Raw genomic sequence first — 21,199 nt, 5'->3', positions numbered from 1 at the left:
CTGGAGGAGTCCGTCTGTTGGTCCCCCGAATGGAGGATTGAGTCTGGCGTTGGTGGCGCATACCCTGAAACTCGGTTGACCCTATTTCGAGGGCCACTGCACCGCTCGGGGCCGCCATGTTCAAGAAGATTCTCGTCAGCGCAGCGCTCTTGATCAGTGCCATCTTTCTGGCCCCAGCTGGAGCGGGTGCTAGCTACGTCCCGCGAGGAGAGGTAACGGTGACCGGCAATCTTGCCCCAGGCGGGGTCGTCGATGTCAGCTTCTCCGACGGGAGCTTCTTGCCTGGCGAAGGCGTGACGTTCTCTGTTTCCGGGTCGGGGACGACGACCCTCGCCGCCTTTCGCACCGCAATCATCAACCTGGCGAAGAACGCATCGGTAGCAGGTGCGGCGTCTGTCAGCGTGACCCTTCCTGCTGACGCAAACGGCTCCTATGCGGTAGCAGCAACAGGTCTCACAACGCAGCGTACTTACGCGGCGACGATTACGACCAGTCAGGCGGGCGGACGCGCCGACCCGGGCGCCGACGCTGGCGGGCTCCCCGACACTGGCTTCGCGTCACCCGCTGTCATCATTTGGGGAGCAACTGGGATCGTTGCGCTCGGCGCGGCACTCGTCTTCGTCCTGAACTTGCAGCGTCGTCAAAACGCAGCGACCCGCGATGCCGTTGCGCCCCATTGACTACCGGGCTGCAACGCACCGAAGGGTCGACTATGACGCGGACGTCGCCTGCTCGAGACGAAGGCCTACGGCGATGCAGGAAATTGTCCGTGCTAGCGGATTGCGCCCGGTTGCACTCGTAGGTGCCGACCGTGGTGATATCCCCGTCCCCGCAGTCGCAGCGGCGTCGCGCGCAAGGGCCCCGCTTTCGTCCAATATCTCGAGGCGAGCCGCGCGTACCGTGACGCATGGCAAGGGGCTTTCCAGAGAGGTTGCCCGGTGCGTTCTTGACGATCCCCCTGCCGCTCGCGACGAGGGGCATTGCATTCGGCTGGCTGCTCCTGCTCGTCGTCCGCTATCGAGAGTCCATCTGCTGCCGCCCCGCGCCGTGGACTCAACGCTTCTCAACGGACGTGCGGCTGCACCGATGGAGGCTGCAGAGCTGACAGGGGTAGCCGCCCTCACCATCTCCGCCCGCCCGCGTCGGTCTCGGATGGTGGACGCGTGAGCGCCGCGGACTCCTGAACTCGTTGGCCCGGCACTGTGTTGCTGGTGGACCTGAGCGTCATTGCTGCAGTCCGCATGCCGGCGCTCGCTTGTCATGGCTGCGACGACGACGGCATCGCTGACGCCGGAGGGCACCTCGTTGCGGCTCAACGGTCTATTGCTGCCCGCTCTCAAACGCAAGAGAATTGAAGTTGCTGTCGATGGGGCGATGGCGGGGATGATGAGTAATAGAAGTCGTCCCAGCTCGCCGCTCAAGACTTGTCGGCCAGCTGGGACGACTCGAAACGACACTGCTTGGGACAGAGGCGTCTTGTGGCACGTTGCTGCTGTTCGCAGAGTGCGGCTGCCTGCGGGCCAAGAGCGGGAAACTTGACAGTGCACTGTCTCCCGCTCTTGCCGCCTACTGGCCGTATACGACCTGAATACCGTCGTAGTCTAGGTGGCTGAATTCTAGACTCGATGAATCCCCGTTGCACTGCGGATAGTGCATAATTGAGATCGAATCATACGGGGTCAGTGGCTCCCAGTTGTTGTCTTCAAAACATGTGCCCGCCTCGGGGCGCGTGTGCTCGTGTCGGAATCCGAGCACATGTCCCAATTCGTGCGCCATGATGTTGCCGGCAGACCATCCCGAGGTGGTCAGTGTGTTCGACACGAGAATATTCCTCCTAGTCTTTGGCGTGTCCGGGAAGAACGCGCGAGCGATGTACGCCGTTGTGCGGGTGGGTTCCACTGAAAATGTCACGCTCGAATTTCTTGTATTGCACCTCGCGTCATGCTCCGGTAGGTAGTCGAAGTTCACGGCACTCGACGCGCCCTCCCATGTTGCGGCGCCTTCCTCCATGGCTTGGACGACGGCAGCCTTCGCGCTCCCGAACGCGTCGCTGACGCAGTAGCTCAGGCTGCCGACTTCGTGCATGCTCCATAGACTCAGGAAGCCGTCTGCCCCCTTGTTCGCGATGAGATCTCCGGGGCTAGTGCTCGGCATGACCCCCTGCGCCAGCCGATCATAGAACTCACGCAACGCAAATTCGTCACTAATTGTTTCGTCGCCATTGACGATGAACTGCCCATCTTCGTCCTGGTAGGTGGCGTCGCGGAACTCCTCCCAGGAGGGCACTGAGGTGCGCGCCGATGCTGACATCGGTATCGCGGCACCGCCTCCCACCATGAGCAGGGCTATCCCGCAGGCTGCTAGCGTGCGCGGGTGCCGGCCGCCGCGGTTGGACCTCTTCAGTGTTCCAGATTTTTTCATGATCAGGCCTCTCTGCCAGTCAGGTGTGAATCGGTGAAGCCCATAGTAGGACACTCTGTGTTAATTAGTGCTTCGGGACTCGCTGACTGCGGCCGCTCTTCTAGCCAGAGTGGCCGCGGTTGGGAGGGGTGGGGTGGGCGTCCTGCCGCGCGATAGGATTCTTCATCTTGCCGGTCCTGATCAAGGATGAGGATGGGTCGGCGAGGTCCACCATTTCGCGAGTATTGCGAAGCTGTAGGCGATTGAGGCAGGAGTGATCAAAATCAGGCTGGCGGAGGTCAAGAGAGCGCGCGCGATTTGGATTCTCGGCTGTCACGCGGTCGACGCACTCACCTACCAGCTGCCAGAAACGTCGCGCTGCCAGCGTTCCGTCCTGGTCAAGGATGCCGGCAAGGAATCGGAATACGCCATCGAAAATGTCGGTGAAGATGGCCAGAGAGGCTTCATCATCGTCCACCGGAATGACGATTCTTTCGATATCTACTGGCACCCGCAACCCAGGATGTGAGGCCAGCACTGCGATCTCCTCGCCGATGTCCTTCATGAAGACTCGACGCACTGCGCAGTCCCGCAGGACTAGTATTACATTCTCGCTGTGCGGCATAAACGCCAAGTTGTGTACAACAAGGCAGTAAACAAGCGGTCGTAAGTACGCGTGTAGATACCTTCGGACCCACTCCGACGGCTCTAACCCAGAGCGACGCACAAGGGCCGAAACCACCGATACACCCGCGGAATCGCGGTGCAGCAGAACAGCCATGGTCATCGGGCGCTCCCCATCGTCGAGTCGACCAATCGGGCTCTGGCGCCAGAGCGCAGCAAGCATCTTCTGCTGGGATGAAGGCGCAGATGCTTGATGATATGCGTCACCGGTGTATCCAATTGATGCATGCTCAATAAGGATACTGAATCTGCATTCCTGGAGTGTAGTGTCGCCGTCGACAAGATCCTGCACCCAGTCGTTTATTCGAGGCGTATCCTTCATGTACGCCGGCGATAAGCCTCGTAGAAATCCCATGTTCTGGATAGACAGAGCCGTCTTCACATAGGATCGCCTAGGAGAACTGCGATTGAACCCAGTGCGAATGGACTGCTGAGGTTGATACTGGTCGGACATCTCGCCGAGATCTACAAGGGACCGTCGACCGAGGTCCGGCGCAAACGATATTGCGATGCGATGCTGCCACTGCCAGGGGTGGACAGGTATCCAGATGAAATCGGCAGGGTCCAGGCGGAGACGGCGGAGGCAATCGTGGAATCGTCCTAAGGCTTCCGGGCCCAGCTCGTCCGCCCAGTGTTCATCATCCGAGCGGCCAGATGAAAGCGCCAGGTGGGCCTCTTCTCGGCGAGCTGCGAGCCAACGGTATCGGAAGGCGCGACCAAATTCGGGTGCGTACTCTCGGTACTCTCGGAGTCCGAAGCCCATCCTTCCGTTTGATGCGATGAATGCCGGGTGGCCCTCGGTCATTGTGGCTTCAGCGTCTTGAAATCCCGCCACGATGTCCAGATTGGACCGGCCCTTCGCGATTTGGTCGGACGAAGGGCCCTGTCGGCGGTGCTTTGCAGCAGCGCTTCCAAGCGTCGACGCGAGTTCCTCCAGGTAGGTCCCAACGAGGGGCGCGGGAATAGCCAGTTCCTGATGGAGTTCTAGAATCAGGTTCTGCGCGTCGAGAGGGGCTGGTCGTCCCGCAACCATGCGGAGAATGGAGGGTTCGTCGATAACCCAGTGCTCGAGATCATAGAGTTGAGCGCTGTAGTGATAGACCGAGCCGCCGACTTCGAGGGACCACCGGTCAGGTTCTCCTGAACTGGGCACCGGACGTAGTAGACGTTCGTGCGCGAGCTCGGCCAGAATTTTGGCTGTGAGGTGCCGCTGAGCGACGGACATATGTTCCGGGACGAGGTGGCTCCCGTCCGTGTTGTCTGCGGGCTCGCCGATATCGCGGACGTCGAGTACGGAGAGAAGAGCTCGCTTTCCGTCAAGGTCGACTTCCCGGAGCGCGCGGAAACCCACTTCGGTGTTTTTGAGGTGTATCGCCTGATTGTTAACATCCGGCTCTACGACAATGCGCCGTGCCCCGAGTTGGTCTCTGCAGTGTTCGACTGATGACCGCATGATAGCTGATGTCAGGCCGGACACCGGCTGAGAGGGCGGTGGCGAGACGAGGAGGTGCATCCCGACATCGCCGACTTCTGACGCCCACACGTCGGTGAGAAGAACTTTGTCAGGATCGTATGTTTCGAGCAGAAAGCAGGCAGATCCGCGAAAGCGGCCGAGCCAGACGGTCTGGAAGGGATCTGACTGGGTTTGGTGCAAGTAGGCGCGCACTTCTGAAGTGTCGAGATGCCCCATCCCCCACCATGACGAAGCGGGGTGCGCGAGCCAGGACTGAACGAGCTTCGCGTGTCGAGGGTTGCGTCCAATAGCGTGGTGTAACCCCGGCCCTGATGGGCGTGTTGCACCGATGTGAGGCGGCCACCGCGTGATTCTTGGAAAGACCGATCAAGTCTTTTCCGAAGGAGTACACGCGATGACCGCACCCCATTTTATTGACCCTGCCCGTTTCCTGTCCGAACAACTCGAGCAAGCCTCGCCGGACCTGATGCGGCAGATGCTGACCACGTTCATCAACGCGCTGATGAGCGCCGAGGCCGAAGCCGTCTGCGGGGCCGAATACGGCCAGATCTCCGCCGACCGGACCAACTCCCGCAACGGCTACCGGCACCGGGATTTCGACACCCGCACCGGCACTCTCGACGTCGCGATCCCGAAGCTGCGCACCGGAACGTACTTCCCGGACTGGCTCCTCGAGCGGCGCCGCCGTGCCGAGGCCGCCCTGACCAGCGTCGTGGCGACCTGCTACCTGCTCGGGGTCTCGACCAGGCGGATGGAGAAACTCGTCGAGTCCCTCGGCATCACTCGTCTGTCCAAGTCGCAGGTGTCGATCATGGCCACCGACCTCGACGAGCAGGTCGAGCAGTTCCGCACCCGGCCCCTCGACGCTGGCCCCTACACGTTCGTCGCCGCCGACGCCCTGGTGCTGAAGGTGCGCGAGGGCGGCCGTGTCGCTAACGTCCACGCGCTCCTCGCGACGGGCGTGAACAAGGACGGGCACCGTGAGATCCTGGGCTTGCAGGTCACCAGCGCCGAAGACGGCGCCGGCTGGCTGGGCTTTTTCCGCGACCTGACTGCCCGCGGCCTCACCGGGGTGAAGCTCGTCACCAGCGACGCTCACGCCGGCCTCGTCGCGGCGATCGGGGCGACGCTGCCCGGCGCGACCTGGCAGCGCTGTCGCACCCACTACGCCGCGAATCTGATGTCCGCGACCCCGAAGTCCAGCTGGCCGTGGGTGAAGACCCTGCTCCACTCGGTCTATGACCAGCCCGACAAGGACGCCGTCCACGCACAGTTCGACCGGGTCCTGAACGCCCTGGAAGAGAAGCTCCCCGCAGTCGCCACCCACCTCGAGACCGCCCGGGCGGACGTGCTCGCGTTCACCGGCTTCCCGAAGGAGATCTGGCGCCAGCTCTGGTCCAACAACCCGCAGGAGCGCCTCAATCGCGAGATCCGCCGCCGCACCGACGTCGTGGGTATCTTCCCCGACCGCGGCTCCCTGATCCGCCTCGTCGGAGCGGTCCTGGCCGAACAACACGACGAGTGGATCGAAGGCCGCCGCTATCTCGGCCTCGACGTCCTCAGCCGCTCACGCCTCACCCTCGTCCCGACCGACAAGGAGGAACAAACAACCGAACTCGGCGCCCTCAGCGCCTAGAAATCCAAGAATCACGCGGCAATCCCGTTACACCACGCGTTTGGACTTGACCGTGTCGAGCTGGGCTGAGCTGTTCAATTGACACTTGGTCCATGAGGCGGGTCAAGCTGGAGTCAGACATTGGCCGACTGGTTTCAGTCACTGGGCCTCCTCCAGAAATGCGGAAGGATCGAAGTGCTGGAACGCGATTCGCGTCTCCACTGAGTAGTGCTCTCGACCGGTGATGGACCGGATGAGGGATGCATTTCGCCATGCGCCCATGCCGAGGTCGGGAGCAGTTAGTCCATGCGTGTGTTCCTCTGCGTTCTGGACCCAGATTCGTCCGCCGAGCGTGTCGATATGGCGATCCTCTGCAACTGCCAGCTGCCCTCGAGCGTCCCTCGCGAGCAGATGTTCAATCGGCTCGAGGAACTCGGGTGGTCGTGGTGTATACCCAGTCGCCAGAATCACCCGTTCGACTTCGCGCACATGTGTTCTACTGCTCCCTTCCTGTTGGAGCATCAGTACGTATACACCCCGAGCAGGGTCCCACCGTGCCGAAGTGACGGAAACTCCGCTCTGCAGGAATGTAGGGATGGGTCCGTCGACGCTGATTCTGTATAACGACTCGTAGATCGAACTGATGAGGTCATTGCTGATTCCCTTGTATAGATGCCGTTGCTCGCGTGCTAGACGGTCTTTGACTTCGGCGGTCAGGCGGTAGAAGAAGCTCGTATATTCGGGAGAGGTCATTTCGAGCGTGAGCTTGGTGTCGTCCATGGGGAAGAACCGCGGGGACCTGGTCAGCCAGTCCAAGCGATAATGGCCGTCTCGGATACTGTCCAGTAGATCTCGGTAGATCTCTGCAGCTGACTGTCCACTGCCAATGACAGCTATCGATCCGCTCGCTCGAAGGCTCGATCGATTGCTGACATATTGCGCTGAGTGAATTACCGGTCCCTCGAGGTCGCGTAGCGCCGGTGGCACAGTCGGCTTCGTTCCGATGCCTATCACCAGATGGCGCGTGTGGTACATGACGGAACCGTCTTTCGTGTCTACCTGAACACTGAATAGATCTGTCTTAGCGTCGAACTCGACGGCGCGCACACGAGCCTGCCATTTCAACGAAGCCAGCCGACGGGTAGCCCACTTACAATAGGCGTCGTACTCTTTTCGAAACGGGTGAAAATCTTCCCGTATATAGAACGGGTAGAGTCGTCCGACTTCTTTCAGCCATGCGAGATATGAAAAACGGGATGTAGGGTCGGCGAGCGTCACTAAATCGGCCAAGAATGGGACCTGTAGTGTGGCATTATCGAGCATCATGCCTGGGTGCCAAGCGAACTCATCCGCTTGATCGAGATAGATCGATCGGAGGCCTGCGATTGGTTCTGTCAGGCATGCGAGGCCCAGGTTAAAGGGTCCAATTCCGACACCGATGATGTCATACGGTTGGTCCAACGCTTCTGTCATCCTTCGTTATCTGGCAAATCCCCGACTCATCGCGCTGATTCATTGCATTCGTGACTCGAGATTCAGTTGTGCCTGCTCCTACTTGTCGGTCCGGGTAAAGCCCAAAACAGGACCGGGACGGTTCGCCCATGGCTACCGCTTTGCCTGCGGTCGGGAGTGCCTCTCTCTGGGGCGAAGGCGAGCGAGTCAACCAGGGCGCCTGTGTCTTGTTCGTGATGAAGTACTGTGAGCCGGTAGAGTCTGTGGTTGCGTCGTGTCGTCTATGGTCCGTGGTGATGATGTGTCGCTTGTGCGGGCCGTCGACAGTCCACACGATGCGCCAGCCGCCGGGCCAATGCGTCACGCGGCCGGCGTAGTGGTCGGGTGCGCACAAATACACGATGCCGTCGTCGACAGCCCAGTCGTGGAAGTGTCTGCCATCCTCAAACGTAACCCGCCACCTGTCATGGTCGGCGATGAGTCGGAGGGTGCGCCGCACGGGGGTCGCGATGCTGTCCAGCCACCAGGCGCCCCGCTCCTCCCAGGTAAGCCTTGTCGGTGACTCTGCTCGAATCGTGAGCAGCCCATTGGCGTGGGAGGTTGTGTTGCTCATCATGTCGGATATGGTGCGGAAGAAGGTCCATCTCCCCACGAGGCCTAGCGCGTCGTCGATCGATGAGGAACACATCAGAGAAATGCTCCTGTCGCTTGATCAGATTGGCGCCGACGAGGGAGAAGACCTGGGCTGAGACCAGGCTAGGTGCAGCCGCGGCCAAGCGCTTTCGTTCTATACGCTTGCCGGGCGGGCGCGTCGATGTCAACGCGCCCGCCCGAACGAAAGTGCCAGCGATATGATCTGCAGCTCTCGATGACCTGTTCGCAGCGACTAGCTTCGATATGAAGCAGGGTGGAGCGTGTCCGCCTTTGCCGGAGTCAAGTCAGAAGCTTTTTCTATACTCACTCCTGCGACGACGCCGAGGCAGTGTGGGGCTTCTCGCGAAGTTGGACGCAGTCCAGATGTGGCTCATGCTACCTGGTGACCTTGACTGTTTCTCCGTCATTCGGAATCACGAAGTCACTCACCGGCTGTCCCGTGTTGTTATCCTTGAAGGTCACGCGGAGGTCAAAGCCGGTTCCCGCAATCGCCTGAAAAGTTCCCTTGCTATTCATCGTTGCCTGGTCGCTAGATCCGTCGTAGGTGACGTTATCCGGAACGCGAAATCCGAGTTCCATCTGCTGGACGTCCGAGGGGTAATTGGACATGTACGCTGGGACGTAAGCCAATGACATGAGTGTGTTGAACACTCCCCATTCCTGTGCCTGCGGAACCCACCGACCTGCATCGGCGTCCTTCGGATACATCAAGGTCGTCTCTGAAGTGAAGTTCCTCTTGCCCGCTACCTGGCCGGTTACCTGTGTCTGCGACAAGACCCCTTCAACAACGGCTGTCTGACCAGCAGGCACCTTAATTGCCTGGCGCGATGCGGTGATCGTTTGCGTCGTTGTTTTGGTATTCGCCACTGCTCTGCTGCCATTATACTCGGCGCTCAGTGAAATCTTTCCGCCCAACTTGGCCACAAACTCGACCTTAAACTCTGCGCTCACTTCAGTGGCAGTTCCCACTTTCCAACCGTGGGTGGTAGTAGTAGTGACTGTGTCGGTCACCTGTTTGGCGAATTCAGCAGACGTCAGCGTCTGCTCTTGGGGACCATCATTCCGCAGGGTGGAAACCAAAAAGTTTACTGGCTGAACATCAGTCTGCTGAACCGGACCAGTCACATCGGCGAGCGAGTAGTTACTGATATTCAGGCGCGTCTGAGCTTTCAGCCAGCCGTTTTGCAGCCACTTGAAATCCTTTCTCATTTTCGCCGTCGGATTACCATTCTTAACGTGAAGATGCATGTAATTCGTCAGGGCGCCGTTCAAGGTGACTTTCAGTGCTTCTTCGTCGCTGAAGAGCGCGCCCCCGTCTTGATACGCGGTGGGGTTTGCAGCATCCATGGTCGGGCTGGCTGCGTATGCGGTCGAGCCTGTTGCAAGTACTGCAGCCAGACCCAGCCCAATTCCAGCCCGGAGCGTCCTGAGGGCCATGGGCTTAGTGTGTTTTGTCAATTTCAATCCTTACTTGTGACCCCACGGTGATCAGCAATATTGCCCGCGCTCCGTGGGCGAGAACGGGTCACCAGGGTCCTGCAAAACGGAATTACTTGTCAAGTTCTGGTCCTAGGTGTCCTGTTAAATGTAGCCTCGTAGTTTAGAAATGACAAGAGTAGACGTGGTCTGTAGTTAATGATGAGTGAAGCGCCCTGAGTGTATTGGAGACTCCAGCCCTTGGAAATGAGGATGGAGCCATGGTGTCGGATCAGGGGCCTGGGAAGCCGACCGCACGTCGGTATTCACCGGAGGAGAATGCCGGGGCGGTCCGGATGGCGCGGATGTTGCGAGCGGAGCAACACCGCCAGCATCGACTACGTGATCCAGCTCGAACGCTGGGGCCACACCCTGCCCCCGTCGAACGCATCGCCGCTGATTCACCGACACCGCATCAGCCGAGTAACCGTCGCAGCCCGCTCACCAGTTCTCGCGATGCGGCATCGCCCGCGCAGCGCAGGATGCGAGGGTCGTGTTGGTTTGATCTCCGCGGTGGCGGACTCATCGTTGGCGCAGGAGTCCGGGCCATCGGCGCTTCGCCGGCGTCGGTTGTCGAGCTGGCTGAGGAGGTCTTCTAGCCCTTCGTGGCACTTTCTGCCGAGGGCCTCGAGTTGTGCCGGTTCGAGGAAGGCTGAGCGGGGGAGCTTGCCGATGTTCTCCGCGTGTCGGCCAGTGAGAGCCTCCAGTGCCTGGAGCGAGGCGGAGGCGGTCTTGGGTGTGTCGATCATAATCAGCCCGTGAAGCGCTGGACAGCTACCCGATCACCCTCGAAGTCGCCATGCACCTGGCCGAGTTCGACGGGCAGGCCTCCGCCACCGAACGCATCCTTGTGGCGGTGAAGCACGGGCACGACCTCGACCACGTGGTGCAGCGCATCCGAGACGACATCGCCATCGACGCCATCCGAGAGCGCATCGCCGCCGAATATGCCACCCAGGGCATCCGCACCTTCTCCTCCAGCGACTACGACCAGTACACGAACCTCACCCGCCTCACCAACGCCACGGCCGACGCGGAGCGCCGCCCGGAGATCCGCATCGAGGACCACACCGACTGCCCCGGCTCCGCGCTCGCGATCGCCGTGCACGGCCTCCAAGACGACGACGTGCAGATCTACGGTGTGTGCACCGAACCGCAGCACCACCACGACCGGTGGGGTGGCAGCACCCAGGCGAAGGTCAAGCTCTCCGAGCGGTCCGATGAGGAAGCCGAAGCCCGTCGCGCCGAGCGCCGCACCCTCATCGCCAACAACAAGGCTTGGGACTCCGGCCAGACCACCCGGCGTGCATGGCTTGCGTCGTTCCTCAGCCGCAAGACCCTCCCGAAGGACGCTGAGCTGTTCGCAGCGCTCACCTTAACCCAGCACGCGTTCCTCGTGAGTAGCGACAACCGCTCCATCGCGGAGGACATCACCGGCGTCAGCTACCCCCACGGCCTGCAGCAGCTCGTCGAGGCCACCCCAACCAAAGCCGCCCACGTCACCCTCGCCGTCGCGATCTCCGCCCGCGAACACCACACCAGCCGCGACTCATGGCGCAGCACCAACACCGCCGACATCGACTACCTGATCCAGCTCGAACGCTGGGGCTACACCCTCTCCCCCGTCGAACGCATCGCCGCCGCACCTGTCGAGTAACCGATGCGGCCCCCACCGAATCCCTCGGCGGGGGCCGCATCGCCCGCTCACCAGTTCTCACGGTGCGGCATCGTACGCGCAGCGCACGATGCGAGGGGCGAGCCCCTCACCCTCCCCGGTAACGGGCGGGGATTCTTTCGAGACTCCGATCATATGGCTGCGCTCCTCCGTGACCAACGCGGCCGGCCGCGCCGGCCCCTGCGCGCCGGAAACTTCTGAGCCGCGGTCGCAAGCTCCCTTATTTCGGCTCAGAACTTTCCGTCCCACAGGGGTACCCGCTTATGGTCCCTCCCCCGACTCCACCATCTGCTCTGCGTATCGAAAGAATCCCCTCCTGGCGAAATCTGAAGAACGGAACGAACGATGTCGATCACCATCTACACCAAGCCCTCATGCGTCCAGTGCACCGCGAGCTACCGCGCCCTGGACAGCGCCGGGGTCGACTACGCGGTCGTGGACCTCAGCGTCGATCACGCTGCCGTCGACCTGGTGAAAGACCTCGGCTACCTGCAAGCCCCCGTCATCGTCACCGACGTCGACCACTGGTCAGGGTTCCGCCCCGACAAAATCGCCACCCTCGCCGCCTGATCCCCTGACACAGAAAGCCGCTCATCATGCTCACGATCACTTTCCCGGACTCCACCGTCATCACTGCCTCGACCGACGTCATGCTTGCCGCGCAGCTCGCCGACCGCGAATGGGGCGAAGGATGGGACAACGGCATCGACCCGTTCGACGAGCACACCCTCATGGGTGAGATGTTCGAACTCATCGCCCACATCAGCGACGGCAACATCCCCGGCCACCCCCTCACCACCACCGAAGAATCGGCGTCTAATTCAGTAGACACTTGATCGGCTAGTGCGGTAGACTTATGATGTGGTCGAAGGAATGAAGTCAGCGAAGGACGTCTTGAAGTCGATGCGGAAGCACGCACGGCGGCTCGGATACAGCGTCGAGTCGATACCCGGAAGGGGAAAGGGCTCGCACAGCATCTGGGTCGTGCTCGACCCGAGCGGCAAGGAGCTGGGTCGCATCGGCCTCACCGGCCACACGGGAGACATGTCGCACACCGTCACCCGTTCAAATGAGCAGGCGCTCGAAGGACTCTTTGGCAAAGGATGGTTGGACAAGTGAACACCTACCAGGTGACCGTGACCCGTGAAGATCCCTACTGGGCCGCCCAGATCGGCGGGCTTCCAGGAGGCGCAACCGAGACGCGCGCGCTGGCAGCTCTCGACGCTGAAGTCCGCGACCTCATCGCCGGACTGACCGACGTCGACGAGGACGACATCGAGCTGGAGTGGAACTACGATGCCGCGTTCGAACCCGAAGTCGCCCAGGCGCTCGGTCAGCTGCAAGAGGCCCGGAAGTCGCTCGACGATGCACGCGCACAGTACGAGCGCATCCAGCTCGAAGCTGTGAACGGTGTACGCGGACAAGGCGTCTCAGTCCGCGACGCAGCCGTGCTGCTCCACCTATCGCACCAGCGCGTCTCCCAGCTCGCGTCCTAGGACGTGTTGCTAAAGCCGCTGCTCAGCAGCGGTGACACTAGGGCTGGTTGGGGTCTACCGTCGTCAAGGACGATGAGTGGGGCAGGGTGCCCTGATGGTGGGTGGCCTTGACCCCGGTTCGAGGCCAACTGTCCAGCTCGTTACTTGGGTGCGCGCTGATTTGTGGTGTCCCGGATGCAGGCGAGAACGTTGATGAGCTGCGGGAGAAGCCGTTCGAGATGCGCGGGGTTGTTGAACGCCTCGGCTGAGGCCGGGACCGCGAGCAGCGACTGTCCGCATGGGATCGTCAGGGCTCCCCCGACGCGCCGACCAAGACACCGGGGCAGTTGCCGCGCCGACGGCGGCGACCGCGGAGCAGATCTGGGACAGGGTGGGTCGTTTCTCAGGCGCCGCTAGGTCGTGTCTGATAATGCTGTTGTCCAGTGGATGATGGCGTTGAGGACGACGGCTGCGCGGTAACAGATCGCGAGTTTGTCGTAGCGGGTCGCGAGGCCTCGCCACTGCTTCATGATGGCGAACCCGCGCTCAACTGTTAGCGCCGAGCTAGAACGGACCCCTTTGCGCCGGTCTGGGGTGGACCCCTCTTCGTTGGTTGAGCTTAGTTCTTCTCTGTCTGCTTGATGAGGTCGCGGCGGCCGTGGGTGCGGTAGGAGTCGCCGGAGAGGGTAAGGACTTCGGAGTGGTGGACGAGGCGGTCGATCATCGCTGCCGCGACGACGTCGTCGCCGAACGTCTCACCCCAGCGGCTGAACGGGAGGTTCGAGGTGACCATGATCGAGCCTTGCTCGTAGCGAGATGCGACGAGTTGGAAGAACAGGTTCGCGGCGTCCTGGTCGAAGGGGATGTAGCCAATTTCGTCGATGATGATGAGTTTGTAGCGGCGGATCTTCTTCAGCTCGGCCTCGAGCTGCCCCTGGTGGTGGGCGGCCGCGAGTCTCGCGATCCAGTTGTTCGCGGTGTCGAAGAGGACGGAGTATCCGGCGTGGGTGGCTTTGACGCCGAGCCCGATCGCGAGGTGCGTCTTCCCGATCCCGGGCGGGCCGAGCAGGATCACGTTCTCTGCTTTCGCGACGAACGTCGACGTCGCGAGGTGCGCGAGGACGTCTTTACGCAGAGACGGGAGGTGATCGAGATTGAAGTCCTCGAGGGTCTTGACTGCGGGGAAGTGCGCGGTCCGGATCCGCATCGTCGTCCCGGCGGATTCACGGTCCGCGAGCTGGCGTTCAAGGACGGCTGCGAGATATTCCTCATGCGCCCAGTTCTCGACCCTGGCGCGGTCCGCGAGGTCTTCCCAGACCCGCCCGATCGTCGGGGTCTTGAGAGCTCTGGCGAGATAGGCGATCTTGGATGCAACCTGCTCGGTGGTCTTCGGAATAGGAGCGTCGATCGTGCTGCTCTTGGAGGTCATCGTGCTTCTTTCTCGTATTCGGTTTTGGTGGTGAAATCGACGCCGAATAAGGCGTCGTAGTCGGACAGCGCCCGAAGTTGGACCCGATGCCCGTCCGGGTGCTCACGAACCCCGGAGGGCTTGGGCCGTTGGTAGTGGGCGCGTAGCTTCGCCGCCGCGGTGACGTGCCCGGGATCGGTGATCGTCATCCCGTTGCGCAACGACCGGGCATGCCGTCCCGCGGCCTGTCCGGCGCAGGAGATCGTGACGTCATCAAGCGTCGCGCGAACATCGACGAATCGGCCGATGAACCGAGGATCGACGGAATAGTCGTTCCCATCGAGACGGACGTAATAATCCCGGGCCAGTCTGATCCGATGCGTGAGACCAGTGACAGGGGGCTTCGCCGGAAGTGGGAGCATCGCCGCCCGGTCAGGGACAGCGAGCTCGACGGGACGGGCAGCGATCGCACGGACCTTCCGCTGATTCGCTCTGGTCTCCAACCAGGTCGTCATCTGGGCGTTGAAGTCATCTCGGTCTTGGAAAATCCGGCCGGGCAGGAACGAGGTCTCCAGAAAGCGGTTCGCGCGCTCGACGATGCCCTTCGTCTCCGGGTCTCGTGGCGGGGCCAAACGCAGCCTGGTCGCCAGCGTCCCCACGAACGTCGCCGCGAGGACGGTGGGCTTGCCCAACCCGCCGATCGCAGCCTCTCGATCCCAGAGCAACGATTTCGGCACCCCGCCGAACCTCTGCAGCAGCGACCACATACCCGCAGTGAGATCACCGCCCTGCCGAGACGGCAGCATAATCGCCTCGATCCGCCTGGAGAAGCCGGACACCATCACCAACACCGGCAAGACACGATCCTGGCCCCCGCCGACGGGAACTCGCGCCTCAGGGAACCACAGATCACACTGGATCACCTCACCCGCCTGATACGAGAGCCGATCCGCGGGATCGATGCCTTGATACTCCGGCCGCAGCTCAGACACCCGCTCCCGAAACAACGACGGCGAGAACGTCCAACCGACACGCTCCGCGATCACCGTCGCCGGCATCTTCGGATACTCCATCAACAGCGCACGGATCTGCGGCACGAAGACATCGATCTTCGAACCCCGCGGACCCCGCGACCGATCCGGCGGATCCTCACCCCGCAACGCCCGACGGACCGTGTTCCGCCCGATCCCAAGATCCCTCGCGATCTGCTTGATCGGAACCTTCTCAGAACGATGCAACCGCCGAATCTCTGCCCACGTATCCACTGAAATCATCCTCCTAGCTTGAGCTAGGGGGTCCAATCCAACCTGGCGCTACAGGGTCCGTTCTACTTCGGCGTCAACAGTTCCGACTCACAAGAGCGCTCTGGTCCTCCTCCGATTCTGAAACCGCGATGCTGTCGAACGCATGGAGCTCTCTCAGCCCGAGCTATAGAGAGTTGAATAACATCGAGAGCACCCTCGCCAAGGCAACCCTGAGCGGACCAGCTGACTACGACGCATGGATAAAGCAGGTGACGATGTTCCACCTGGTGACAGAGGGCGTCCTTGCTTATCACGGACAGCGCATGCTCACGAACACGCTGCAGAAAAGTGGCAGACTGCCCGGAATCACCAGAGGATTCCTCGCGATGGGCCGGGACGAGGCGCGGCACGTATCTTTCGGTTTGGAAATGTTGCGTGTGGCCCTTAAAGAGGGCCGCCAGGATGAGATCCTCCACACGCTCGAACTCATCTTGCCTTATGCAGTCACCGTCGACTATCAAGATCCCGACATGCCTGCCAGGGACTGGCGGACAGCGCTCCACACAAGGAGGCAACTCTTGGAGGCCGCAAACCGTCGAATGAGACAGATTGGCCTCGACCGCGAGACTGCGAACGCCGTGACTGCTGACGCCGACAGGAGAGCAGATGATGTGCTCGTGTCGTTTGGGTTCGGGCTCGTTGGAGCGAACCAATGAAAACTGTGATGGTTACCGGCGCGCTTGGGTTCGTCGGATCGGCGCTGTCGAGGCGAATGCTCGCGGAAGGAGTCGCAGTGATCGGTGTAGATGACTGGTCGAGCGCGAGCCCTTTAGCAGGTGCTCTTTTGCAGGAGCCGGGCTTCATGCTGCTGGACGTTGACCTTGCCTCCTTTAACGTGCGAGACATCGTTCGAAATGCAGCGAAGGAGCACTCTGTCGAAACCGTGTTTCATCTAGCGTGCCCGGCATCGCCGATCGATTACTTCTCCCGACCTATCGAAACGCTCGAGGTGTGCTCGACCGGCACACAAACCGCGGCGTTGGCAGCTCTAGATACACATGCTGTTCTCGTCTTCACGAGTACGAGCGAGGTCTACGGGGATCCACTGGAATCACCACAAAGCGAGGACTATTGGGGCAACGTCAATCCGACCGGACCTCGGGCTGCCTACGATGAGGGTAAGCGGTACGCCGAGGCTCTCATCACCGCGATGGGCAGGCAGCTGGGGCTCAAATACCGCATCGCTCGTCTTTTCAATACTTACGGGCCGGGGATGAGGGCGAACGACGGCCGGATCGTACCCGCTATTATCGGGTCACTGCGCTCCGGCAAACCGATCCCTATTTTCGGAAACGGGCTACAGACGAGAAGTCTGTGCTTCATTGATGACACCGTCTCGGGCATCCTCGCCCTCGCCGCAAGCGATGTTTCTGGTCCCATGAACATCGGGCGGGACGATGAGAACACGATCTTGGAGATCGCGGGGGTGGCGGCCACGATTCTCAACGTACCGCTGCGCACCGAGCTACTGCCGGCAAGAGCCGACGACCCAGTTCGCCGACGTCCGGATGTCTCCTTAGCTCGCCGAAGCCTCGGGTGGGAAGCCCTCACTAGTCTGCCCACTGGAATCTCCAGCACCATCGACTACTTCGCTTCCCTCGACGAACAAGCAGATATCTCACTCGTTTAGAACTTCAGCCTCCAAAGCTCTCAGCAATAGTGATGCTCTCTCCTCGGGGACCAGGCAAGTGTCTACGAGTAAAGACAGGTAGTCAAATTCAACGTACGCATCAAGATACAGACCAACAAACTCATGGTCCGTGCCGTCTCCGTGTCCGTATTCGCTGGGAGCATCGCTGCCACTAGGTGTCCCCACGATGTAGTTGATCGTGAGACGGAAGGGCGGGGCACTAGGTCCCATGTTGGAGTAGCCGACCAGACCAAAGCCGTGAAGCAGATCATCTACCCCACGGGGGTCATAGTGCCCTGAGCGGTAGGTTCGGAAAAGTTCGGACTGGAGAGACCGTAAGTCCTGTCCGTGATGTGGGTCGATAGCTGCCGCGACCTGCGCGAACGTCCCGATGGACCGGGAAATTTCGCGGTGATGGCGATTGCCTACTCGGCAGGTAAACGGCATCGCCGAGCGTGCGGCAAGGTCCGCCGACCAGGCACGTAGAGTGGCGGCCGTGAGAACAGTTGCCGCGGAGGAGCTTCGAGAATGCGCATCCCGTTCCGCGGACCGGAAGGCCCTCGGCGTATATAGGTTGAATCGCTGGTACCTTGGCGAGCTCCCCTGCGACTGCTCCCGCCCTGTTCGTCAGAACTCATCTCTAGCACCCGCCTCCAATGGGCAAGCGACATCTGATGTGTTCGTTGTCCCTTGTCGCCCTGTTCCCATTGAGCCCAGTCCAGCGGCTGCACGCCGCTCGCTTTGACCGGACGACGGTAAAACAAGTTCTCGAGGTCTTCTATCAGAACGTTGATCGATGCTCCGTCCATCGCCATATGTGACGCGGACAGGGCAACGAACCGCACCCGGCTGGCCGATACTCCAAGCGAAAGACGCAGAAGGGTACCGTCTCTCGGTTCAAAGGGTTCGGAGTCCGCAACGGCCCACAAATCTTCGAACGACATCAGATCCAGATCTTCGTCGACGTCCAGGTGGCCGATGTGAAGATCCAGAGCAGGCTCCACCGTTTGCATCAATGTCGAGCCTTTCAGGTCAAACCTCGTCCTGAAGGAGTCATGACTGGACAAGTAGCCACGGAGGTTCTCTACAAGCTCGGTTCGGCCCCAGCCTGTGTCTGGAACCTCCACGCAGAGGCGCATGTTGTGCCTCGAATGCATGGGTCGATGCAGTTCGTAAGTGTCCCACATGAAAGACTGTCCCCAGGTCGCGGGACCGGTGCGGGGCTTGGTCTGGCTGGCGCTCAACATGACGCTGACTTCCCACGAGAGGCAAGAGATTGCTGCTCAGCCCCGGAGCAGACGAGGCCATTGGTCTCAGTCAAGACTCGGACAAGCAATGGCGCGGCAGTGAGTGATATAAACACTCTCTCATTGTAGAGATCTTGCACCCGCGGTCTCGACAACCGCCCCTTGATCAACGTGCCAGTATCGGTTGAGTCGCACACGCTCAAGCATACGTCGGTCGTGCGTCACGAGTAGGAGAGTGCCGTCATAAGAGTCGAGCGCCTGCTCAAGTTGTTCGATCGCCGGCAGATCGAGATGGTTCGTAGGCTCGTCGAGCACGAGCACATTTGTGCCTCGCGCTTGGAGTAAGGCTAGTCCAGCGCGAGTGCGCTCGCCCGGAGAGAGTTCCTCAACAGGGCGACCGATGTGTTCGGCCCGCAAGCCGAATTTCGCGAGCAGGGTGCGAACCTCGGCCTCTTGCCAATCGGCGACCATAGCCTCAAACGCTTTGTCCAATCGCGCCTTGCCCACAAAGATGGACCTGGCCTGGTCGATCTCGCCGATCGCCATGCTAGCTCCAGGGCTTACGCTACCGGTAACGGGCTCCAGACGACCTAGCAAACCTGCCAACAGGGTCGACTTACCTGCTCCATTCGGACCCGTTATGCCAATACGGTCACCGCTGCTGACTTGCAACGACACTGGGCCGAGCACGAAATCTTCGGCATCGGATTCGCCTCGACGGAAGGTCGCATCGTTTAGTGTCGACACAATGGCGCTAGACCGCGGCGCGGCCCCGATCCTGAACTCTAGCTGCCACTCCTTCCTCGGCTCGTCTACCTCATCGAGCCGAGCGACCCGGTTCTCTATTTGCCGCACCTTCTGTGCCTGCTTTTCACTCGACTCAATAGCCGCGCGTCGACGACCCTTGTCGTTGTCGGAAGATTTCTTGTTGGCCTTCCGAACACCTTGAGACATCCAGTCACGTTGAACTCGAGCGCGTCCAATGAGGTCTGCTTTCTTGTCTGCGAACTCCTCATATGATTCTCGAGCGTGACGGCGCGCAGTCTCACGCTCATCTAGATACGCGTCGTACCCGCCACTGAAGACACGGTTTGTCGATTGAGCAAGGTCGAGCTCGAGAACCTTGGTCACGCAGCGAGCGAGGAACTCACGATCATGACTAACTAAGACAATTCCCCCGCGCTGCGCACGCACGAAGTTTTCCAACTTGTCGAGGCCATCGAGGTCGAGATCATTCGTCGGCTCGTCGAGGAGCGCGATGTCGAAGCGACTAAGCAGGAGAGCGGCCAGACCAACACGGGCAGCCTCCCCTCCGCTAAGTGACGTCATCAGGGTACCGGGGGTAACAGAGGACGGTGTGCGTGTATGGGGTCCGCGGGCAGCAGCACCAGCCCCTAGGCCCAGATCCGCAAGCACCACGGGCAGGCGCTCGTCGAGATCCGCGGCACCAGAAGCGAGCCAGCGATCGAGAGCAGACGAGTACACGTCAGAGGGGTCCTGACCGTCGACGCGCGAGGACAAGTCCGAGGAGGCGAGGGCTTCAGCGGCGGCATTCACGTCCACGGTTGCCTGAGCGCAGCCAGTGCGACGAGCAATGAATTCTGCAACAGTCTCGCCAGGCAAACGCTCGTGCTCCTGTGGCATCCATCCAACAAACGCGTCGCCCGGGTTCAGCGTGATCTTGCCGGCCCACGCCTGGTCGATACCCGACAGGAGGCGCAGGAGCGTCGATTTTCCTGCTCCATTCACTCCTACGACGCCGATGACATCTCCAGGGGCAACAGAGAGATCGAGCTCTTCAAACAGGGTCCGGTGCCCATGTCCGCCGGCCAGACCTTTTGCCACGAGAGAAGCGCCCATCGTTCTATCTTCCCTTAGGCGGCGCCAATGTGCGACATCGCGCTACCCGTTCGTACGATGACGTCCTCGCTTAGGCTGTCCATCCGCAGGCGTTCAATCGGGCTACTAGCATTTTCCCAGCCTCGCCTGGCACTAAATTCTCGAAGACATCCCGCGCGTCTTTGTAACATCTTCGCAGCACCGCTACCCTTATCACTATTCCGGGCGCCGCGTCCCCCAACTGGCCTATCCGTGCGATCCATGACCCGACGGCGCTCGTACTACAAAGAAGAAGGAGCCCCCGTGGCACAAAAGATTGTTACCACCCTGGTCGACGACCTCGACGGATCCGAGCTGAAGCAGGGCGAAGGTAAGACAATTACCTTCGGCCTGGAAGGCTCCACCTACGAGATCGACCTGTCCGAGAAGAACGAGAAGGCGCTGCGCGCCGCACTCGAGCCCTACCTCATGGCCGCTCGTAGCTCGTCGAAGTCGAAGTCGACCAGCTCGGCTAGCTCGACTCGCAGCAACAAGGAAGAGCTCTCAGCTGCCCGCAGCTGGCTCCGCGCAAACGGCCACGACGTTTCCGACCGCGGACGTATCCCCGCCACGCTCCTCGATAAGTTCCGCGCGGCCGCGAAGTAGCAAGAGGCTCCAGCGCTGGGCGCCACGCCGACGGCGAGCTCTTGCTCGATGCCGGCATCTACCCAGCTGACGCGCTGGTAATTCGCCACACCTACGTTCGTGAACACGAGGAGAGTGGGCTACGCGGCATCCACGCCGACTCAACGGACACGGAGATCCTTGAGTACACGCGGAACCAATCTCCCGATCCCAGACGGTTCCCTGTCGCTCCGGCACCGCTC

General features: G+C 61.0%; 20 protein-coding genes and 2 pseudogenes. 11 read left to right on the top strand and 11 right to left on the bottom strand.

Translation table 11 applies throughout. The annotated features are described in order from the left end of the window. The first annotated feature begins 116 nt into the window (after positions 1 to 116). Positions 117 to 680, top strand: coding sequence for a sortase (locus tag ABMA10_RS03670; RefSeq protein WP_431031188.1), 564 nt, complete (start codon positions 117 to 119; stop codon positions 678 to 680). 886 nt (positions 681 to 1,566) lie between these two features. Here the strand turns inward: ABMA10_RS03670 and ABMA10_RS03665 are convergent. Both ABMA10_RS03665 and ABMA10_RS03660 read right to left on the bottom strand, forming a co-directional pair. Next, positions 1,567 to 2,421, bottom strand: coding sequence for a M57 family metalloprotease (locus ABMA10_RS03665; RefSeq protein WP_431031187.1), 855 nt, complete (start codon positions 2,419 to 2,421; stop codon positions 1,567 to 1,569). A gap of 100 nt (positions 2,422 to 2,521) precedes the next feature. Continuing rightward, positions 2,522 to 4,237 carry an IucA/IucC family protein gene (locus ABMA10_RS03660; protein ID WP_431031509.1) on the bottom strand — a complete coding sequence of 572 codons (1,716 nt, stop codon included), beginning with the start codon at positions 4,235 to 4,237 and terminating at the stop codon, positions 2,522 to 2,524. Positions 4,238 to 4,255: 18 nt separating this feature from the next. Between ABMA10_RS03660 and ABMA10_RS03655 the strand changes: the two genes are divergently transcribed. Next, a complete protein-coding gene (locus ABMA10_RS03655; protein ID WP_431031545.1) occupies positions 4,256 to 4,528 on the top strand; it encodes a hypothetical protein in 273 nt (90 codons plus the stop codon). Here ABMA10_RS03655 and ABMA10_RS03650 read toward each other — a convergent pair. Beyond that, positions 4,463 to 4,774: pseudogene (locus tag ABMA10_RS03650) on the bottom strand (GNAT family N-acetyltransferase); the annotation flags it as partial. The gene ABMA10_RS03655 and the pseudogene ABMA10_RS03650 overlap by 66 nt on opposite strands. A 178-nt stretch (positions 4,775 to 4,952) precedes the next feature. On the opposite strand from ABMA10_RS03650, the gene ABMA10_RS03645 reads away from it, so the two are divergent. Next, the gene (locus ABMA10_RS03645; RefSeq protein WP_431030684.1) at positions 4,953 to 6,194 is read left to right on the top strand and encodes an IS256 family transposase; all 1,242 of its coding nucleotides are present in this window, start codon (positions 4,953 to 4,955) and stop codon (positions 6,192 to 6,194) included. A 138-nt stretch (positions 6,195 to 6,332) separates the two neighbouring features. Here ABMA10_RS03645 and ABMA10_RS03640 read toward each other — a convergent pair whose 3' ends face one another. From ABMA10_RS03640 to ABMA10_RS03630, 3 genes are all read right to left on the bottom strand, one after another. Further along, a complete protein-coding gene (locus ABMA10_RS03640) occupies positions 6,333 to 7,646 on the bottom strand; it encodes a lysine N(6)-hydroxylase/L-ornithine N(5)-oxygenase family protein (protein WP_431031186.1) in 1,314 nt (437 codons plus the stop codon). Beyond that, entirely contained in the window at positions 7,618 to 8,313 is a 696-nt protein-coding gene (locus tag ABMA10_RS03635) for a DUF6314 family protein (RefSeq protein ID WP_431031185.1), read from the bottom strand. Before ABMA10_RS03635 ends, ABMA10_RS03640 begins: the two co-directional genes overlap by 29 nt. 341 nt (positions 8,314 to 8,654) lie before the next feature. Next, positions 8,655 to 9,716 carry an ETX/MTX2 family pore-forming toxin gene (locus tag ABMA10_RS03630; RefSeq protein ID WP_431031184.1) on the bottom strand — a complete coding sequence of 354 codons (1,062 nt, stop codon included), beginning with the start codon at positions 9,714 to 9,716 and terminating at the stop codon, positions 8,655 to 8,657. A gap of 838 nt (positions 9,717 to 10,554) precedes the next feature. On the opposite strand from ABMA10_RS03630, the gene ABMA10_RS03625 reads away from it, so the two are divergent. From ABMA10_RS03625 to ABMA10_RS03605, 5 genes are all read left to right on the top strand, one after another. Continuing rightward, positions 10,555 to 11,412, top strand: coding sequence for a hypothetical protein (locus ABMA10_RS03625; protein WP_431031183.1), 858 nt, complete (start codon positions 10,555 to 10,557; stop codon positions 11,410 to 11,412). Between the two features lie 363 nt (positions 11,413 to 11,775). Further along, positions 11,776 to 12,000, top strand: a complete 225-nt coding sequence (gene nrdH, locus ABMA10_RS03620) for a glutaredoxin-like protein NrdH (RefSeq protein ID WP_431031182.1) — start codon at positions 11,776 to 11,778, stop codon at positions 11,998 to 12,000. Positions 12,001 to 12,026: 26 nt separating this feature from the next. Beyond that, positions 12,027 to 12,266, top strand: coding sequence for a hypothetical protein (locus ABMA10_RS03615; protein WP_431031181.1), 240 nt, complete (start codon positions 12,027 to 12,029; stop codon positions 12,264 to 12,266). 25 nt (positions 12,267 to 12,291) lie between these two features. After that, positions 12,292 to 12,549 (top strand): hypothetical protein, encoded by a 258-nt coding sequence (locus ABMA10_RS03610; protein ID WP_431031180.1) that lies wholly within the window; start codon positions 12,292 to 12,294, stop codon positions 12,547 to 12,549. After that, entirely contained in the window at positions 12,546 to 12,926 is a 381-nt protein-coding gene (locus ABMA10_RS03605; protein WP_431031179.1) for a hypothetical protein, read from the top strand. Before ABMA10_RS03610 ends, ABMA10_RS03605 begins: the two co-directional genes overlap by 4 nt. Before the next feature lie 392 nt (positions 12,927 to 13,318). Here ABMA10_RS03605 and ABMA10_RS03600 read toward each other — a convergent pair. From ABMA10_RS03600 to istA, 3 genes and pseudogenes are all read right to left on the bottom strand, one after another. Next, positions 13,319 to 13,453 (bottom strand): annotated as a pseudogene (locus tag ABMA10_RS03600) (IS5/IS1182 family transposase); the annotation flags it as partial. A 71-nt stretch (positions 13,454 to 13,524) separates the two neighbouring features. Continuing rightward, entirely contained in the window at positions 13,525 to 14,334 is an 810-nt protein-coding gene (gene istB / locus ABMA10_RS03595; protein ID WP_347868871.1) for an IS21-like element helper ATPase IstB, read from the bottom strand. After that, the gene (gene istA / locus ABMA10_RS03590) at positions 14,331 to 15,587 is read right to left on the bottom strand and encodes an IS21 family transposase (RefSeq protein ID WP_347868913.1); all 1,257 of its coding nucleotides are present in this window, start codon (positions 15,585 to 15,587) and stop codon (positions 14,331 to 14,333) included. The genes istB and istA overlap by 4 nt, the downstream gene beginning before the upstream one ends. A gap of 119 nt (positions 15,588 to 15,706) precedes the next feature. On the opposite strand from istA, the gene ABMA10_RS03585 reads away from it, so the two are divergent. Both ABMA10_RS03585 and ABMA10_RS03580 read left to right on the top strand, forming a co-directional pair. Beyond that, positions 15,707 to 16,273, top strand: a complete 567-nt coding sequence (locus tag ABMA10_RS03585; protein ID WP_347866897.1) for a hypothetical protein — start codon at positions 15,707 to 15,709, stop codon at positions 16,271 to 16,273. Continuing rightward, positions 16,270 to 17,247 carry an NAD-dependent epimerase/dehydratase family protein gene (locus tag ABMA10_RS03580; protein WP_347866896.1) on the top strand — a complete coding sequence of 326 codons (978 nt, stop codon included), beginning with the start codon at positions 16,270 to 16,272 and terminating at the stop codon, positions 17,245 to 17,247. Before ABMA10_RS03585 ends, ABMA10_RS03580 begins: the two co-directional genes overlap by 4 nt. A 425-nt stretch (positions 17,248 to 17,672) precedes the next feature. Here the strand turns inward: ABMA10_RS03580 and ABMA10_RS03575 are convergent, their stop codons facing one another. Together ABMA10_RS03575 and ABMA10_RS03570 are read right to left on the bottom strand one after the other, a co-directional pair. Beyond that, positions 17,673 to 18,404, bottom strand: coding sequence for a condensation domain-containing protein (locus ABMA10_RS03575; RefSeq protein WP_414693602.1), 732 nt, complete (start codon positions 18,402 to 18,404; stop codon positions 17,673 to 17,675). Positions 18,405 to 18,614: 210 nt separating this feature from the next. Further along, a complete protein-coding gene (locus ABMA10_RS03570) occupies positions 18,615 to 20,354 on the bottom strand; it encodes an ABC-F family ATP-binding cassette domain-containing protein (RefSeq protein ID WP_431031178.1) in 1,740 nt (579 codons plus the stop codon). Positions 20,355 to 20,636: 282 nt separating this feature from the next. On the opposite strand from ABMA10_RS03570, the gene ABMA10_RS03565 reads away from it, so the two are divergent. Then, the gene (locus ABMA10_RS03565; RefSeq protein ID WP_347866894.1) at positions 20,637 to 20,978 is read left to right on the top strand and encodes a histone-like nucleoid-structuring protein Lsr2; all 342 of its coding nucleotides are present in this window, start codon (positions 20,637 to 20,639) and stop codon (positions 20,976 to 20,978) included. Positions 20,979 to 21,199: the final 221 nt, after the last annotated feature.

The sequence above is a fragment of the Plantibacter sp. RU18 genome, from assembly GCF_050613355.1.
Taxonomy (GTDB): domain Bacteria; phylum Actinomycetota; class Actinomycetes; order Actinomycetales; family Microbacteriaceae; genus Plantibacter.
The sequence above is the reverse complement of the archived record's forward strand: the minus strand, read 5'-3'. Positions and strand labels throughout refer to the sequence as shown.